Here is a 15,956-nt window from a genome sequence, read left to right as displayed (position 1 = left end):
GTTTATTATCGCGGCTCAACAGAACAGAAGCATTCGCAGCCGTCGGATCAGGGAGTTTTCATTTAGATGTTTACCGTTTGCAAGCCCGTAAGCAAGCTGGCGAAAGTCGCCGCTGCCCTGACGACCGCAGCGTTTCTTGCTGCCTGTGAACCGGGTGGTCTTGGCGGAGGCCCCTCGATCAATACCTCAAAGCCGGTTCCTGTCGCCTTGCTGGTTCCCAGAGGATCTGCGCAATCTGGTGATGCGGCGCTGGCGCAAAGCCTTGAGAATGCCGCGCGGCTTGCGATGTCGGATTTGCCGAATGTCCAGATCGACTTACGCGTTTATGACACAGCCGGAAACCCGAACACGGCGACAGCCGTTGCACAGCAGGCTGTTGCGGACGGGGCAAAAATCATCATTGGTCCGGTATATGCCCAGGCAGCAAATGCTGCCGGGTTGGCGGTGCTGAGCAAGAACGTCAACGTTCTTTCGTTTTCAAACAACGCCAGCATTGCAGGCGGCAACGTCTTTGTATTGGGCCCGACCTTTGACAATACGGCCAACCGGCTGGTGAATTATGCGGGCAGTCAGGGCAAGGTCAACACGGTGGTCGTGCACAGCAACGACGCCGCAGGACAACTGGGCCAGTCCGCAATCGCCAATGCCATAGCGAACAGCCGGGTCAACAATGCAGGGACCGTCGCATACGACCGGTCGCAACAGGGCGTCATCAATGCGGTTCCCACGATCAAGGCCACTGTTGATTCGACAGGCGCGGATTCGATCTTCCTGACGGCGACCACGGCGGGGGCATTGCCGCTGTTCTCGCAATTGCTGCCAGAGGCCGGTGTTTCTCCGGCAACCACGCAATACATTGGCCTGACACGTTGGGATATCCCTCCTCAAACTCTGGAGCTTCCGGGGGTTCAAGGGGGGTGGTTTGCATTACCTGACCCGTCCAAGGCACAGGCCTACCGTCAGCGTTACAACGCAACTTACGGCGAAGCACCGCACCCAATCAGCGGTCTGGCCTATGACGGTATCGCCGCAATTGGTGCCTTGGTCAGCCAGGGCAAATCAGACGCCCTGACCGCTTCGGCCCTGACACAGAACGCCGGTTTCCAGGGCGTTGGCGGCATCTTCCGCCTGCGCCCGGACGGCACCAACGAACGCGGTCTGGCAGTTGCCACGATCCAGAACAAACAGGTGGTTGTGATTGACCCTGCCCCACAAAGCTTCTCTGGCGCCGGTTTCTGATCTGACTGGCGCGATCAACGTGCCCGAAAGCGCGTTGATCTGCCCTGCCGGGGACATCTTCGACAGCACTGCCGTCAATGATGCACTGGCTCAGGCCTTTGAGGCCTGCCCGGACAACACCAAAATGCGGTCCGAGACGGTGCGCATTCTGCGCGAGGCTCAAAAGTCTGGCCGCGCGGTCATTGCAGAGGCATTTGGCGAACGTCCTTTCGACGCGCGGGCACTCACGCGCTCATACACTTACCTGACGGATCAACTGGTTGGGACGGCGATGCTGGTCTCAAGCACACGCCTGCATCCGCTTGCAACGCCCACCCAAGGTGAAAAGATCGCCGTTCTGGCTGTTGGCGGTTATGGGCGCGGGGAAATGGCGCCGTTTTCCGACGTCGATCTGCTGTTTCTCACCCCCTACAAGATCACCGCATGGGCCGAGAGCGTTATCGAGTCGATGCTTTATATCCTTTGGGATTTGCGGCTGAAGGTCGGGCATTCCTCACGCACAATCAAGGATTGTCTGCGGCTGGGCGCCGAGGATTTCACGATCCGCACAGCGATGTTGGAGCAACGCTATCTGGCCGGTGACAAGGCGCTGGCGGACGGGTTGGACCGAAGGCTGAAAGACGAACTGTTCAAGGGAACTGAACGCGAGTTCATCGAAGCAAAGTTGCACGAACGTGATGAACGCCACCACAAACAAGGCGAGCGTTACATGGTCGAACCCAACGTGAAGGAAGGCAAAGGCGGCCTACGCGATTTGCAATCCCTCTACTGGATCGCGAAATATGTCTATGGCGTTCAGGACGTGGCCGAACTGGTGCCTTTGGGCTTGTTCACACCCGAAGAGTTCAAGACCTTTGTTCAGGCCGAAGAATTCCTTTGGGCTGTGCGTTCGCACCTGCATCTTGTCACCGGCCGTGCGACCGAGCAGCTTACCTTTGACATGCAGGTCGAGGTTGCCGCGCGCATGGGGTACGAGGACCGCGCCGGGCGTCGTGCGGTCGAAGTGTTCATGCAGCGGTATTTCCGCGAAGCCACCCGCGTGGGTGAGTTGACGCGCATCTTCCTGACCAAACTCGAATCGCTGCACATGAAAGGTGCGCCGTTGCTGGAACGCATTTTCCGCAGGCGTCGACGGGTCAAGGCAGGGTACAAGGTGGTTCACGGCCGTCTGGATCTGGTGGAACCTGAAAAATTTCTATCCGACAAAGTGAACCTGCTGCGCCTGTTCGAAGAAGGTTTGCGGACAGGTATGCTGATCCATCCCGATGCCATGCGGCTGGTGAGCGCGAACCTGCATCTGATCGATGACGAGATGCGCGGCGACAAGGAAGCCCAGCGCATTTTCCTGGATCTGATGTTGAAACACGGCAACCCGGAACGTGCATTGCGACGTATGAACGAACTGGGCGTGCTGTCCGCTTTCCTACCCGAGTTCGAGCACATCGTGGCGATGATGCAGTTCAATATGTATCACAGCTATACGGTGGACGAGCATACGATCCAATGCATCGTCAATCTTGCCCAGATCGAACGCGGAGAGCTGGTCGAATCCCTGCCTCTGGCGTCATCGATTCTGAAAGGCGGGGTGAACCGAAAGGTGCTGTACGTCGCGCTTCTTCTGCATGACATTGCGAAAGGTCGCCCCGAAGATCACTCGATCCTTGGGGCACAGATCGCGCGCAAGGTGGCGCCTCGGCTCGGCCTGAACAAATCGGATTCCGAAACCGTTGAATGGCTGGTGCGTTATCACTTGCTGATGTCCGACATGGCGCAAAAACGCGATATCTCCGACCCTCGGACGGTGCGCGATTTTGCCAAAGCCGTTCAGACAACCAAACGGCTGGATTTGCTGACGGTTCTGACGGTTTGTGACATTCGCGGTGTTGGCCCGACCACCTGGAACAACTGGAAGGCCACCTTGCTGCGCGCCCTGCATGCTGAAACAAAGCGTGCACTGGAAACCGGTATGGAAGATCTGAACCGGGCGAACCGGGGGGCCGAGGCCAAAACAGCGCTACGCCGCGCCTTGGACAACTGGTCCAAGGCTGACCTCAAGGTCGAGACCGGGCGCCACTACGCCCCGTATTGGCAGGGCCTGAACCTTGCGACGCATATCGAGTTTGCCGAGATGCTGTACGCGCTGGAACAAAGCGGCGATCCCGGCGCGATGGAAATTCGCCTGCAACCTGATGAAGACCGTGATGCGACGCGGGCCTGTTTCGCCATGGGAGATCACCCCGGTATTTTTGCCCGCATCGCCGGGGCACTGGCTCTGGTCGGCGCGAATGTCGTGGATGCACGTAGCTATACCACCAAAGACGGCTACGTGACGGACGCGTTCTGGATTCAGGACGCCGAAGGGCACCCGTTCGAGGCATCGCGCCTTCCACGCCTGACGCAGATGATTCACAAGACCCTGCGCGGCGAAGTCGTCGCCAAGGAAGCGCTGAAGTCGCGTGACAAGATCAAGAAACGCGAACGCGCTTTCAACGTGCCAACTCATATCACGTTCGACAATGAGGGCTCTGAAATCTACACAATCATCGAGGTGGACACACGCGACCGCCCAGGCCTGCTGTTTGATCTGACCCGGACCCTGGCCGCGGCGAACGTGTATATCGCCAATGCCGTGATCGCGACCTATGGCGAACAGGTGGTCGATACGTTCTACGTCAAGGATATGTTTGGCTTGAAGTATTACTCGGAAAGCAAGCAGCGCGGGCTTGAGGCCAAGCTGCGCACGGCAATCACCGAAGGCGCCGAGCGTGCGGCCTCATGAAGCAAATACGGTTGTTCTCTGGCCTGTTCACGGTCGGCTTCTGGACGCTCGCCAGCCGAATTCTGGGGTTTCTACGGGAAATACTGCTGACGGCCTATATCGGACCGGGCCCAGTGATGGATGCCTTTGTTGCTGCCTTTCGCCTGCCCAACATGTTCCGCCGCTTTTTCGCCGAGGGGGCATTTAACGCGGCCTTTGTGCCGATGTTCTCCAAACGACTGGAAGCCGACGAAGACCCTCAGGGTTTCGCGCAGGACGCATTCAATCTTCTGGCCGTGGCTGTTCTGGCGCTGGTCGGGCTGGCCATGGTTTTCATGCCCGGTCTGGTGTGGCTGACCGCCGAAGGGTTTTACGGCGATGAACGGTTCGATCTGGCGGTGGATTATGGATATGTTGTGTTTCCATACATCCTGTTCATGTCTCTGGCTGCCTTGTTTTCTGGTGTTCTGAATGCAACCGGGCGGTTTGCGGCAGCGGCAGCTGCACCTGTTCTGCTGAACATTTTCGCCTGCACCGCCCTGATCGCCGGTGCCATGTCCGGCGGCGAAGTGATCCGGTGGTTGATCCCGGTCATTCCGGTGGCCGGTGTCGCGCAACTGGCGCTGGTCTGGGTTGCTACCGAACGCGCCGGCATCCACATCCGCCCCAGCATGCCGCGTCTGACGCCCGAAATGCGACGGATGGTACGTATCGCAGTCCCGGCCGCGCTGGCGATGGGGGTCACGCAGGTCAATCTGGTTGTCGGGCAATTGGTTGCGTCGAAAACCGAAAAGGCCGTCAGCTGGTTGTTTGCCGCAGACAGGCTCTACCAGTTGCCTTTGGGTGTTGTAGGCATTGCTGTCGGCATAGTCTTGTTGCCGGACCTGTCCCGCCGCTTGCGCGCGGATGACAAAGAGGGCGCACGCAATGCCTTTTCCCGGGCCGGTGAGTTCACACTGCTGCTGACGCTGCCTTCGACTGTCGCCCTCGTGGTTATGCCAACCCCCCTCGTATCCGTGCTGTTCGAACGCGGCCAGTTCGGCCCCGAGGATACGGCCGCCACGGCCCTTGCGGTTGCCATCTACGGGGTAGGGCTTCCGGCTTTCATGTTGCAAAAATTGCTGCAACCGCTGTTTTTTGCGCGCGAGGATACACGTTCCCCGTTTCACTACGCGGTTGTTGCGATGATCGTGAACGCAGCTCTGGCGTTTGGTCTGTTTCCACTGGTGGGCTGGATCGCACCGGCAATTGCTGCATCGACTGCCGGGTGGGCGATGGTTGTGCTACTGGCCTTGGGCTCACGACGTATGGGTGAAGAGGCACGCTTCGATGTCCGGTTAAAAAAGCGGGCGAACAGGATTGTGGCCGCTTCGCTTGGGATGGGCGCGATCTTATACGCCGCGCTCTACCTGTTCGGGTGGGCGTTGGAAGTTCCCGGCTGGCGTTATCTGGCACTGCTGATCCTGATCATGGTCGCTGCCGTCTCATATTTCCTTCTGGGTCATATCTTCGGCGCCTTCAAACTGTCGGAGTTCAAACACACTCTGCGCCGGTCCTGATCAATCCCGGCGAATGCGTCCGACGATCCGGGACCACGCGCCCGGTGCAACAAGAAAAGACAAGCCAAAACCGGTGGCAAACCCACCCAGATCGGCAACCCATTCCCAGTTGCCACCAAAGATCAGGCCGAAAAGAAACTGTATGCCCATAAGGACTGCAATCAATTGAAATGCCCGTGCTTGGTTTGCACCTACAAGTGACAGTTTGCGCCACAACAGCCACGTGAATGCGCCGATCAGGCCATACACCGGCGGGAACCCTCCAATCAGCGGATAGCGTGGGTCCAGTAACACAGCGTAGGCAAGCGCGCCGCCAATGCCTGATACGATAAAAATCAGCAGCATCGAGAAACCGCCGAACACTTCGCCAACCATTTTGCCCATCGCCAGCACGAAAACACAGACGAAAATCGCCTGCGTGAAATTTGCGGACACGAAGGGGTAGGTCACGAAGCGGATGACATGTTCGAATGGCCAGCGCCCGTTCAGTACCATCCAGTCGAAAATATCCGCCGAGAACGCATAATGCTGGATCGCATCCAGCCGCCAGCCCACCGCTGCTGGTCCTCCAACCAGCCCGCGTGATCCCAGCGTGAAGGCAATTTCTATCCCGATGATGAACAGAACCAGCGCCACCACGGCAGGGGGCAGGGGGTTCACAGGCGGTGTGTAATGTTCACTGCTCATTGGGCTGGCCTTTCGCGGCTGTTGACGTCCCTTTGCCTCATGGGTAAGCGACGGGGGCTGATTTTTCCAGACAGGAGTTCCCTTTGATGACTGAGTCCCAATTCACGCCGCGCGTGTTTTCTGGTGCGCAGCCTTCGGGCAATCTACACCTCGGCAACTATCTCGGGGCGCTTCGGAACTGGGTGAGAATGCAGAGCGAGGAGTTTGAGACTATCTATTGCATGGTCGATCTGCACGCGATCACCGTCTGGCAAGACCCAACCGAGTTGCAGCATGCAACGCGGGAGCTTTGTGCCGGTTACATCGCTTCCGGTCTAAACCCGGAAAAATCAATCTTGTTCAACCAAAGTCAGGTGCCGGAACACGCGCAACTGGCCTGGATATTCAACTGTGTCGCGCGCATGGGATGGATGCAGCGCATGACCCAGTGGAAGGACAAGGCTGGCAAAAACCAGCAGAACGCTTCGCTTGGCCTGTTTGCCTACCCTGCTCTGATGGCAGCCGATATTCTGATCTATCACGCAACCCATGTGCCAGTTGGCGAAGACCAGAAACAGCATCTGGAGTTGACCCGCGACATCGCCATAAAATTCAACAACGATTTTGGCGTCGATTTCTTTCCCATCACCGAACCGGTGATCGAAGGGTCAGCGACAAGGGTCATGAGCTTGCGGGATGGGTCCAAGAAGATGTCAAAGTCCGATCCCTCGGACATGAGTCGGATCAACCTGACCGACGATGCAGATGCGATCGCAAAGAAAATCCGCAAGGCCAAGACCGACCCTGACGCTTTGCCGTCGGATGTCGAAGGTCTGGAGGGCCGCCCCGAAGCGCGTAATCTGGTCAATATCTACGCAACACTCAGCGAACAAAGCATCGAGCAGGTTCTGGCCGAAGTTGGCGGCAAGCAGTTCGGTGATTTCAAACCGATGCTGGCTGATCTGGCGGTCGCCAAGCTGGCCCCAATCTCGACTGAGATGTCGCGCCTTATGGGAGAACAGGCCGAGATTGACCGGATTCTGGCTCACGGGGCCGAACGCGCCCGCCAGATCGCTGCTCCGATCCTGCAAAAGACCTATGAAATCGTCGGTATGGTCGGATCGGCATCACGCTGAATGCACTGGACCTTCGCCTGACGCCCACCTAGGGTCTGCCTGAACCACAGGAGGGCGTCATGGCAACCGGCAAAAACATCCGGACCTACTTTCAGGGCCAGTGGCATGACGGGGATACTCCTATCATGCGCGCAGCGGATCATGGGGCCTGGCTTGGATCATCCGTATTCGATGGTGCCCGCTATTTCGACGGGTTGGCCCCTGATCTGCACGCCCATTGCGCCCGGGTGAACCGGTCCGCTGAAGCCCTGATGCTGACACCAACCATGACAGCCGAACAGATGGTCGAATTGGTGCATGAAGGGTTGCAAGCCTACAGCCCTGACACAGCTGTTTATATCCGCCCGATGTATTGGGGCATTGATGGCGACAGCACGGCAATCGTTCCGCAGGAAAACAGCACAGGGTTTGCCATCTGTCTGGAAGAAATCCCGATGGCACCGGAAACGGCTTCAGCCACGCTGTCGACCACGCGATTCCGTCGCCCGGTACTGGAATCGGCTGTGGTCAATGCCAAGGCCGGGTGCCTTTACCCCAACAATGCGCGCATGTTGCAAGAGGCGCGCTCCAAAGGGTTCTCGAACGCACTGGTCGCTGACGCGATGGGCAATGTGGCCGAAACGGCAACAGCCAACATCTTCATGGTCAAGGATGGCGAGGTCTTTACCCCGATCCCCAACGGCACATTTTTGGCAGGGATCACGCGGGCGCGACATATCAAGAATCTGCGCGAGGATGGTGTTACAGTTCATGAAACGGTCTTGGGTTTCGAGGATTTTCATCAGGCGGACGAGGTTTTCATGTCCGGCAATATGAGCAAGATCACACCGGTGACTGCGCTAGAAGACACACAGTTTCAGCTTGGTCCAATTGCCCGCCGTGCCCGCGCACTTTACTGGGACTGGGCTGCAAGCGAACGCTAGTACATCGACATGAACGTGTCCGAGTTGCCAGCACGCAAACGCTCGGGCATGATCTCTTAAAATTGAAGAGGACACCCATGCGTAAGTTCTTAGTTGTTCTGGATGACAGCCGTGAATGCCTGAACGCAATGCGGTTCGCCGCGATGCGTGCCGCGCATACAGGTGGCGGCGTGACGATCTTGTCGGTTATTCCGCCGGACGAGTTCAATCACTGGATCGGTGTTGCCGAAACCATGCGCGAAGAAGCCCGGGAACGTATCCATGCCCATTTCGAAGTCTTCGCCAAATGGATGCGCGACAAACAGAATGTAGAACCTGAACTGGCCATTCGCGAAGGTGATCCGGTGCCGCAGATCATCGAACATGTTCAGTCTGACCCTGAGATCGGCGTTCTCGTTCTTGGGGCGGGAACTGACAAGAAAGGCCCCGGCCCGCTGGTGACCCAGCTCACAAAGAACTCTGGCAGCCTGCCGATCCCGATAACGATTGTTCCCGGTGATCTGAGCAAGGAAAAGCTGGAAGAAATCACCTGAGGATAGAACGTGGCGAAGACGTTGCAGTTCTGGTTCGACTTCGCCTCGACCTATTCTTATCTCAGCGCGATGCGAATCGAACAGGCCGCACGGGGCACAGGTGTCTCGGTCGACTGGCAACCTTTTCTGTTGGGGCCGATTTTCGCGGATCAGGGATGGCGCACATCGCCGTTCAACCTGTATCCGGCCAAAGGGCGCTATATGTGGCGTGACATGGAACGTCTTTGCAGCGCACGCGGGCTGAAATTAGTTCGGCCTGACCCGTTCCCGCAAAACTCCCTCACCGCAGCGCGCCTGACTCTGGCCCTTGCGCATCGCGAAGAACGGGCTGCCTTCGCAAAGGCTGTCTTCAGCGCTGAATTCGGGGACGGGAAGAACATCTCTGACGAAGGCGTGCTTGAGGATTGCCTGAAGGTGGCAGGTCTGCCTGCGGCAGTGATGAATCGCGCAAAAGATCCGAGCATCAAGGCTGCTCTGTTCGAGCAATCCGCGCGCGCAAAAGCACTTGGCCTGTTCGGCGCACCGAGTTTTGTGGCGGGGGCAGAGCTGTTTTGGGGAGATGACCGGCTGGATGAGGCGATTCGTTACTCGCTCACGATTTAGAATCGTTCCAAATATTGACTTCTCCGACCCCTGAGCGCATATCAGAAACACCTCAGACGGAGCTGCCTCATGTTCATCCAGACCGAATCCACCCCAAACCCGGCCACATTGAAATTTCTGCCCGGCCAAACGGTGCTTGAGGCTGGAACCGCGGATTTCCCGACAGCCGAGGCTGGTGATAAGTCCCCACTGGCCAAACGAATCTTTGCGGTAAACGGTGTGACCGGTGTGTTTTTTGGAAACGACTTTGTCACTGTGACCAAATCCGACGAAGTTCAGTGGGATCACATCAAACCTGCAATTCTTGGCGCAGTGATGGAGCATTATCAATCCGGCCAGCCTGTCATGGGTGCAGACGCGGCAGCGGCCTCGGGTCATGCCGAACATACCGGAGAAGATGCGGAAATCGTCAATCAGATCAAAGATCTGCTGGACAGCCGCGTGCGCCCGGCCGTGGCACAGGATGGTGGCGACATTACCTTTCATGGCTTTGATCGCGGCGTGGTCTATCTGCACATGCAGGGTGCCTGCGCGGGGTGCCCGTCATCGACCCTGACACTGAAGATGGGTATCGAAAACCTGCTGCGCCACTACATCCCTGAAGTGACCGAGGTTCGACCAGTTGCCGTCTGACCCGACGATCCTGGCATTTGATACATCGGCCGCGCATTGCGCGGCCGCTTTGTTGCGTGGCGGTGTGATCGCAGTATCCCGTGTCGAAGACATGGCACGCGGCCAGGCCGAACGGTTGATGCCCTTGTTGCAAGAATTACTGACCGAAGCCGGTTGCGTATGGGCCGATCTGGACGCCATCGGTGTTGGGATTGGGCCCGGCAATTTCACGGGTATACGCATCTCGGTCTCTGCCGCCCGGGGCCTTGCCTTGGGCCTTGGCGTCCCCGCGGTGGGTGTTTCTGGATTCGATGCTCTGATTGAACTGGCAGAAGAGAGCCAACGTCCAGCCATCCCTGCGCCGCGCGAACAGGTGTATGTACAACTTCCCGGAACCGGCCCTTGCCTGTTGCCTTTGGGCGAGGCCGAACAGCATGGGCCTTTGTATGTCTGCCCCGACCCCGCATTGCAGGTACAAGCCGTTGCCAGACTTGCCGCAAGACGATGGCACAGCGTCAGTGCGCCTCCAGCCCCGCTATATGTCAGACCTGCGGACGCGGCCCCGTCCCGAGATGTGCCGCCTGTGTTGCTGGACCAATGACGCCTTACGAGATGGCAGCGACACATGCAGCGGCGTTCACCCAGTCACGCCCATGGACTGCCGATGAATTCGCCAGCCTTTTGGAAAACCGGTTCACTGATTACGTTGGGGATGCCCGTTGCTTTGCCCTGTTTCAGGTGATCGCGGGTGAGGCAGAGTTGCTGACGATTGCGACTCACCCCGCGTTTCAAAGACAAGGGCTCGGGTCACAGGCGATGCACGACTGGCACGACCGGGCAGTCACTTTGCAGGTAAACCGCGCTTTTCTGGACGTCGCTGCCGACAATGTTGCAGCAATCGCTTTGTATTGGCGATGCGGGTATCGCCAGTGCGGTCAGCGCAAGGGTTATTATTCCAGAAAAACAGGCCCAAATATCGATGCTCTTGTGATGGAACGCCGACTGCCCTTACGGCAACCAAAGATTTTTTAGACCATTTGGTCAGAAATCAATTGACCATGACGGTTGCAAACGTCCTTAATTCCCGCCATCACAACACTTATGCTCGCTAAAAGTGGGTAAACGGGGCTAATCTTACCTCGTGCCAACAAAAAAAATGGGAGACTTAAATGACCCTGATGAAATCCTTGATGGGTGCTGCCGCTGCTGTCGCTCTGACCGCAGGTGCAACTTTCGCCGAACCGGCGCTGATCTTTGACCTGGGCGGCAAGTTCGACAAATCTTTCAACGAAGCCGCGTATAATGGCGCGCAGCGTTGGGCCGATGAGACCGGCGGCGAGTACCGCGAGATCGAGATCCAGTCGGAAGCACAGCGCGAACAGGCTCTGCGCCGTTTCGCAGAATCAGGTGCCAATCCGATCATCACCATGGGCTTTGGTATGGCCGATCCGTTGTCGGCCGTTGCAGGCGATTATCCCGAAACCAAATTCGTGGCTGTCGACGTGAACTGGCTGGACATCCCCAACATCCGCCAGATCGGCTTTGCCGAGCATGAAGGATCGTACCTGGTTGGCATGATGGCAGCGATGGCATCGAAATCGGGAACCGTTGGCTTTATCGGCGGTATGGACATTCCGCTGATCCGCCACTTTGGCTGCGGATACGCACAAGGCGCCAAAGCCGTGAACCCGGACATCAATGTTGTCGCCAACATGACCGGCACCACCCCTGCGGCATGGAACGACCCGGTAAAAGGTTCGGAACTTACAAAAGCACAGATCAGCCAGGGTGCTGACGTGATCTATGCCGCGGCTGGCGGTACAGGTGTTGGCGTTCTGCAAACGGCAGCCGACGAAGGCATCCTGTCGATCGGCGTGGACAGCAACCAGAACCACCTGCATCCGGGCAAGGTCCTGACGTCGATGCTGAAACGTGTGGACGTCGCGGTGTATGACGCGATGAAAGCAGGTGACGCCGTAGAAACCGGCGTGTTCACCATGGGACTGGCCGAAGAAGGTGTAGGCGTCGCCATGGACGATAACAACAAAGAGCTTGTTTCGGTCCAAATGAACGATGCGGTGGAAGAAGCCCGCAAAGCCATCATCAACGGCGATATCACCGTTGTCAGCTATTACGAGAACGACAGCTGCCCCGCACTGCAGTTCTGATATCGCGCGGGGCGGAAGGAACCCTTCCGCCCCGCCATCCACACTGCCATCCGTGCCACCTGCCGGATGGGCTTTTCGGCAGTTGAGGGTAAGACATGACCGTCCCCGCCATTGAGCTCAAAGGGATTTCCAAATCCTTTGGGCCGGTTCAGGCCAACAAAGACATCTCAATCAGCGTCGCCCCCGGTACGATCCATGGGATCATCGGTGAAAACGGTGCGGGCAAATCCACGCTGATGAGCATCCTCTACGGCTTTTACAAAGCCGACAAAGGTGAAATTTGGATCAACGGGACAAAGACCGAAATCCCTGACAGCCAGGCGGCTATCGCCTCGGGCATCGGGATGGTGTTTCAGCACTTCAAGCTGGTGGAGAATTTCACTGTTCTGGAAAACATCGTTCTGGGTGCCGAAGATGGCGGCCTTCTGGCTCCGTCTCTGGCCAAGGCCCGCAAAGAACTGAAAGAACTGGAAGAAGAATACGAACTGTTCGTTGACCCCGACAAACGCATTGATGAGATCGGTGTGGGGATGCAGCAGCGTGTCGAAATTTTGAAGGCATTGTATCGCAAGGCCGAGATTCTGATTCTGGATGAACCGACTGGCGTTCTGACCCCGGCAGAGGCTGACCAACTGTTCCGTATTCTGGATCGTCTGCGGGCCGAAGGGAAAACGATCATCGTGATCACCCACAAGCTGCGCGAAATCATGGAAAACACCGATACCGTTTCGGTCATGCGCCGTGGGCAGATGACGGCTACGGTGAAAACTTCGGACACCAGCCCTGAAGAACTGGCCGAACTGATGGTAGGCCGTAAGGTTTTGCTGCAAGTCGACAAGGTGCCTGCGACGCCGGGCAAACCCATTCTTGAGATCGAAAAGCTGAGCGTTTTCGATTCCGCCGGTGTTGAACGGGTCAAAGGCATCGACCTGACCGTGCGTGCCGGTGAGATCGTCGGCATTGCCGGTGTGGCGGGCAATGGGCAGTCGGAACTGCTGGAGGTTCTGGGCGGGATGCGTCCGGGACAAGGCTCGATCAAGCTGAATGGCGAACCGCTGGCACTAAGCGGTGCCGGATCAGACGGTCAGGCGCGTCGTGCACAGCGCATCGCGCATGTGCCCGAAGACCGTCAGCGCGAAGGCCTGATTATGGATTTCCACGCGTGGGAGAACGTGGCCTTTGGCTATCACCGGGACCCCGCTTATCAGCGAGGCCTGTTCATGGACAATTCCGCGCTGCGCGCTGATACCGAAGCCAAGATCGAGAAATTCGATGTTCGGCCACCGGATCCTTGGCTTGCCGCCAAGAGCTTTTCGGGCGGGAACCAGCAGAAAATCGTCGTTGCCCGCGAAATCGAGCGAAACCCTGACCTGCTGCTGGTCGGCCAGCCGACACGTGGCGTTGATATTGGTGCGATCGAGTTCATTCACAAGCAGATCGTTGCCCTGCGCGACCAAGGCAAGGCGATCCTGCTGGTTTCGGTTGAGTTGGAAGAGATCTTCTCGCTGTCCGACCGGATCGCAGTGATGTTCGACGGGCATATCATGGGCGAACGCCTGCCCAGCGAAACAGATGAAAAAGAACTTGGCCTGCTGATGGCCGGTGTTGCAGGAGAGGCCGCGTAGGATGGAAAAAATGCCTAAATGGGCCGATGTCGTTCTGATCCCGCTGATCAGTCTGTTGCTGGCCGCTTTCCTGTCTGCGCTAGTCATCCTCGCCATCGGAGAAAACCCCGTCGAAGCTGTTAAGCTGATGGTTACAGGCGCGTTGGGGTCAACCTATGGCTGGGGCTATACGCTCTATTACGCGACAAACTTCATGTTTACCGGCCTTGCGGTCGCCGTCGCATTCCACGCCCGCTTGTTCAACATTGGTGGCGAAGGTCAGGCGATGTTGGGCGGTCTTGGGGTGGCCATGGTTTGCCTTTACGTCGACTGGCCGCATTGGAGCATTGCATTGCTTGCGGCCTGCGCGGCATCAATGCTGTTCGGTGCGTTTTGGGCCGCTATCCCAGCCTACCTTCAGGCCAAGCGCGGCAGCCATATCGTGATTACCACGATCATGTTCAATTTCATTGCCGCTGCCTTTCTGAACTACATGTTGGTCAACATCATGCGCCCGCAAGGGTCGCAGGACCCGGCAACCGCGCGATTCCCCGAAACCGTCCATCTGCCAACTTTCCAGTCAATGTTCTCGACCGCAGAAAACGTGGTGTTCCGGGGGGCTCCGGTAAACATTACATTCTTCATCGCGTTGCTGGCCTGTGTCGTCGTCTGGGCGCTGATCTGGCGGACCCGGCTGGGCTATGAAATCCGAGCTTATGGCCACTCTGAAACCGGCGCGGTCTATGCCGGTATCTCACCGGTTCGCATTACTATTGTTGCGATGCTGATCTCGGGTGCGCTGGCAGGTTTGATGGCCATCAATAACGTCATGGGCGAGGCGGAGCGCCTTGTCCTGAACTCGACCGAAGGCGCTGGGTTCATCGGGATTGCCGTGGCCCTTATGGGGCGCTCACATCCTTTCGGCGTATTGCTGGCCGCGCTTTTGTTCGGGTTCCTGTATCAGGGCGGGGCCGAGCTGGCACTGTGGGCATCGATCCCGCGCGAGCTGATCGTGGTCATTCAGGCGCTGGTGATCCTGTTCACCGGTGCGCTGGACAACATGGTACGGATGCCGCTTGAGAAACTGTTCCTTGGTATGCGGAAGAGGGCAGAGTAATGGACTTCTTTGTAACCCTCATCCAGGTTCTGGATTCGACCATCCGCCTATCCACGCCTCTTTTGCTGGCCTGTTTGGCCGGTCTGTATTCGGAACGGGCTGGCATTTTCGACATCGGGCTGGAAGGCAAAATGCTGGTGGCCGCGTTCTTTTCTGCGGCTGTCGCGGCGGTTACGGGTTCAGTCTGGCTGGGCTTGCTGGCTGGCATCGGATCCTCATTGGCGCTGTCAGGGCTGCACGGGTTGGCATCGATAACCTTCCGGGGCAACCAGCTGATTTCGGGTGTTGCAATAAACTTTCTCGCCTCGGGCCTGACAGTGCTTGTCGCCCAAAGCTGGTTCCAACAGGGCGGTCGTACGCCCTCGCTCTTTGGTGGCGGCCGGTTCGAGCCTATCAATTTTCCATTTGCCGATGCGCTTGGAGGGGTTCCGATTGTCGGCCCGATCTATTCCGAACTGCTCTCGGGCCATTCGATCCTTGTTTATGTGGCATTCCTGATGGTTCCAGCAACGTGGTGGGTGCTTTTCCGCACACGGTTCGGCCTGCGCCTGCGGGCTGTGGGTGAAAACCCGGCAGCCGTCGACACGGCAGGCGTATCCGTGGTTGGCCTGCGCTTCGCAGCCGTCGCGATCTGTGGCGTACTTTGTGGTATCGCAGGCGCTTATCTGGCGACGGCTTTGCAGGCGGGGTTCGTCAAGGAAATGACTGCTGGTCGTGGCTTTATTGCGCTGGCCGCCTTGATCTTTGCCAAATGGCGCCCGTGGCACGCCATGTGGGCCTGTTTGCTGTTTGGCCTGCTTCAGGCGGTAGCACTTCGGTTCCAAAACATCGATCTTGGTGGCGTAGTGATTCCGGTCCAGGTGATGGACGCCCTGCCCTATATCCTGACAGTTGTTATTCTGGCCGGTTTTGTCGGCAAGGCCGTGCCACCACGGGCAGGCGGAGAGCCCTACATCAAAGAGCGCTGATAAGGCCAGTTCCGAATGGAGTTTCGGTCCTGTTCGCTGCAAGGCGGCATGCAGAGTTGATTTTGCATGC

Annotated in this window: 15 protein-coding genes; 14 read left to right on the top strand and 1 reads right to left on the bottom strand. The window is 57.7% G+C overall.

The genetic code is table 11. The features are described 5' to 3' along the window. Window positions 1-66: 66 nt before the first annotated feature. Genes ACR0ID_RS08175 through murJ form a run of 3 tightly spaced genes read left to right on the top strand, consistent with a single transcriptional unit; the run spans window position 67 to window position 5,556 of the window. Window positions 67-1,239, top strand: coding sequence for a penicillin-binding protein activator (locus ACR0ID_RS08175; RefSeq protein WP_480475158.1), 1,173 nt, complete (start codon window positions 67-69; stop codon window positions 1,237-1,239). After that, entirely contained in the window at window positions 1,199-4,018 is a 2,820-nt protein-coding gene (locus tag ACR0ID_RS08170; protein ID WP_480475156.1) for a [protein-PII] uridylyltransferase, read from the top strand. The genes ACR0ID_RS08175 and ACR0ID_RS08170 overlap by 41 nt, the downstream gene beginning before the upstream one ends. Then, window positions 4,015-5,556, top strand: a complete 1,542-nt coding sequence (murJ, locus tag ACR0ID_RS08165) for a murein biosynthesis integral membrane protein MurJ (RefSeq protein WP_480518489.1) — start codon at window positions 4,015-4,017, stop codon at window positions 5,554-5,556. The genes ACR0ID_RS08170 and murJ overlap by 4 nt, the downstream gene beginning before the upstream one ends. Here murJ and ACR0ID_RS08160 read toward each other — a convergent pair whose 3' ends face one another. Further along, window positions 5,557-6,243 (bottom strand): rhomboid family intramembrane serine protease, encoded by a 687-nt coding sequence (locus ACR0ID_RS08160; RefSeq protein WP_480604774.1) that lies wholly within the window; start codon window positions 6,241-6,243, stop codon window positions 5,557-5,559. An 86-nt stretch (window positions 6,244-6,329) separates the two neighbouring features. Here ACR0ID_RS08160 and trpS point away from each other — a divergent pair, with 86 nt between their 5' ends. The 11 genes from trpS (at window position 6,330) to ACR0ID_RS08105 (ending at window position 15,886) form a co-directional block, all read left to right on the top strand. Continuing rightward, window positions 6,330-7,358 (top strand): tryptophan--tRNA ligase, encoded by a 1,029-nt coding sequence (gene trpS / locus ACR0ID_RS08155; protein ID WP_480604773.1) that lies wholly within the window; start codon window positions 6,330-6,332, stop codon window positions 7,356-7,358. A gap of 59 nt (window positions 7,359-7,417) precedes the next feature. Then, complete coding sequence (locus ACR0ID_RS08150) at window positions 7,418-8,281, top strand: branched-chain amino acid aminotransferase (protein WP_480604772.1); 864 nt, start codon at window positions 7,418-7,420, stop codon at window positions 8,279-8,281. A gap of 77 nt (window positions 8,282-8,358) precedes the next feature. Then, complete coding sequence (locus ACR0ID_RS08145) at window positions 8,359-8,814, top strand: universal stress protein (RefSeq protein ID WP_267366250.1); 456 nt, start codon at window positions 8,359-8,361, stop codon at window positions 8,812-8,814. Window positions 8,815-8,823: 9 nt separating this feature from the next. Beyond that, window positions 8,824-9,417: a DsbA family protein gene (locus ACR0ID_RS08140; RefSeq protein ID WP_480604770.1), complete on the top strand. Its 594-nt coding sequence runs from the start codon at window positions 8,824-8,826 to the stop codon at window positions 9,415-9,417. Between the two features lie 69 nt (window positions 9,418-9,486). Beyond that, the gene (locus ACR0ID_RS08135) at window positions 9,487-10,050 is read left to right on the top strand and encodes a NifU family protein (protein ID WP_480475144.1); all 564 of its coding nucleotides are present in this window, start codon (window positions 9,487-9,489) and stop codon (window positions 10,048-10,050) included. Further along, window positions 10,040-10,630, top strand: a complete 591-nt coding sequence (gene tsaB, locus ACR0ID_RS08130; protein WP_480604767.1) for a tRNA (adenosine(37)-N6)-threonylcarbamoyltransferase complex dimerization subunit type 1 TsaB — start codon at window positions 10,040-10,042, stop codon at window positions 10,628-10,630. The genes ACR0ID_RS08135 and tsaB overlap by 11 nt, the downstream gene beginning before the upstream one ends. Next, a complete protein-coding gene (locus ACR0ID_RS08125; protein ID WP_480604765.1) occupies window positions 10,627-11,061 on the top strand; it encodes a GNAT family N-acetyltransferase in 435 nt (144 codons plus the stop codon). Before tsaB ends, ACR0ID_RS08125 begins: the two co-directional genes overlap by 4 nt. 137 nt (window positions 11,062-11,198) lie before the next feature. Beyond that, on the top strand, window positions 11,199-12,197 hold the full coding sequence (locus ACR0ID_RS08120) for a BMP family lipoprotein (protein WP_480486668.1): 999 nt from the start codon (window positions 11,199-11,201) through the stop codon (window positions 12,195-12,197). A 95-nt stretch (window positions 12,198-12,292) separates the two neighbouring features. Continuing rightward, window positions 12,293-13,822 carry an ABC transporter ATP-binding protein gene (locus ACR0ID_RS08115; protein WP_480475136.1) on the top strand — a complete coding sequence of 510 codons (1,530 nt, stop codon included), beginning with the start codon at window positions 12,293-12,295 and terminating at the stop codon, window positions 13,820-13,822. Between the two features lies 1 nt (window position 13,823). Further along, window positions 13,824-14,918 carry an ABC transporter permease gene (locus tag ACR0ID_RS08110; RefSeq protein WP_480475134.1) on the top strand — a complete coding sequence of 365 codons (1,095 nt, stop codon included), beginning with the start codon at window positions 13,824-13,826 and terminating at the stop codon, window positions 14,916-14,918. After that, window positions 14,918-15,886 carry an ABC transporter permease gene (locus tag ACR0ID_RS08105; RefSeq protein ID WP_480475132.1) on the top strand — a complete coding sequence of 323 codons (969 nt, stop codon included), beginning with the start codon at window positions 14,918-14,920 and terminating at the stop codon, window positions 15,884-15,886. The genes ACR0ID_RS08110 and ACR0ID_RS08105 overlap by 1 nt, the downstream gene beginning before the upstream one ends. The last annotated feature ends 70 nt before the right edge of the window (window positions 15,887-15,956 follow it).

Source organism: Ruegeria sp. AL2, assembly GCF_056540845.1.
This window is presented reverse-complemented; position numbering and strand designations above follow the sequence as displayed.

What these genes read in the sequence shown, in the direction of transcription:
- ACR0ID_RS08175 (WP_480475158.1), top strand. Translation starts at nt 67, where the DNA reads ATGTTTACCGTTTGCAAGCCCGTAAGCAAGCTGGCGAAAGTCGCCGCT.
- murJ (WP_480518489.1), top strand. Translation starts at nt 4,015, where the DNA reads ATGAAGCAAATACGGTTGTTCTCTGGCCTGTTCACGGTCGGCTTCTGG.
- ACR0ID_RS08160 (WP_480604774.1), bottom strand. Translation starts at nt 6,243, where the DNA reads ATGAGCAGTGAACATTACACACCGCCTGTGAACCCCCTGCCCCCTGCC.
- trpS (WP_480604773.1), top strand. Translation starts at nt 6,330, where the DNA reads ATGACTGAGTCCCAATTCACGCCGCGCGTGTTTTCTGGTGCGCAGCCT.
- ACR0ID_RS08150 (WP_480604772.1), top strand. Translation starts at nt 7,418, where the DNA reads ATGGCAACCGGCAAAAACATCCGGACCTACTTTCAGGGCCAGTGGCAT.
- ACR0ID_RS08145 (WP_267366250.1), top strand. Translation starts at nt 8,359, where the DNA reads ATGCGTAAGTTCTTAGTTGTTCTGGATGACAGCCGTGAATGCCTGAAC.
- ACR0ID_RS08135 (WP_480475144.1), top strand. Translation starts at nt 9,487, where the DNA reads ATGTTCATCCAGACCGAATCCACCCCAAACCCGGCCACATTGAAATTT.
- ACR0ID_RS08125 (WP_480604765.1), top strand. Translation starts at nt 10,627, where the DNA reads ATGACGCCTTACGAGATGGCAGCGACACATGCAGCGGCGTTCACCCAG.
- ACR0ID_RS08120 (WP_480486668.1), top strand. Translation starts at nt 11,199, where the DNA reads ATGACCCTGATGAAATCCTTGATGGGTGCTGCCGCTGCTGTCGCTCTG.
- ACR0ID_RS08115 (WP_480475136.1), top strand. Translation starts at nt 12,293, where the DNA reads ATGACCGTCCCCGCCATTGAGCTCAAAGGGATTTCCAAATCCTTTGGG.
- ACR0ID_RS08110 (WP_480475134.1), top strand. Translation starts at nt 13,824, where the DNA reads ATGGAAAAAATGCCTAAATGGGCCGATGTCGTTCTGATCCCGCTGATC.
- ACR0ID_RS08105 (WP_480475132.1), top strand. Translation starts at nt 14,918, where the DNA reads ATGGACTTCTTTGTAACCCTCATCCAGGTTCTGGATTCGACCATCCGC.